This is a genomic window from Massilia eburnea (assembly GCF_009720745.1).
In the GTDB taxonomy this organism is placed as follows: Bacteria; Pseudomonadota; Gammaproteobacteria; order Burkholderiales; family Burkholderiaceae_D; genus Rugamonas; species Rugamonas eburnea.
In genome coordinates, this window is the sequence record NZ_WNKX01000095.1 from 1 (window position 1) to 255 (window position 255).

Here is a 255-nt window from a genome sequence, read left to right on the forward strand (position 1 = left end):
GAGTTCCTTCTCCCGAGTTCTCTCAAGCGCCTTAGAATACTCATCTCGCCCACCTGTGTCGGTTTGCGGTACGGTCTCGTATGACTGAAGCTTAGAGGCTTTTCTTGGAACCACTTCCGATTGCTTCAGCACCTAAGTGCCTCGTCCCAGTCCCTTGAATTACGCGCCCGGATTTGCCTAAGCGCCTTCTATGAACCAGGAACTGCCTATTCCAACAGGCAGACAACCTTCCGCGATCCGTCCCCCCATCGCATC

Annotated in this window: 1 rRNA gene; it reads right to left on the reverse strand. The window is 54.1% G+C overall.

Annotation, left to right across the window (positions count from 1 at the left end):
* A 23S ribosomal RNA gene (locus tag GM658_RS28710) occupies positions 1 to 255 on the reverse strand; the annotation flags it as partial.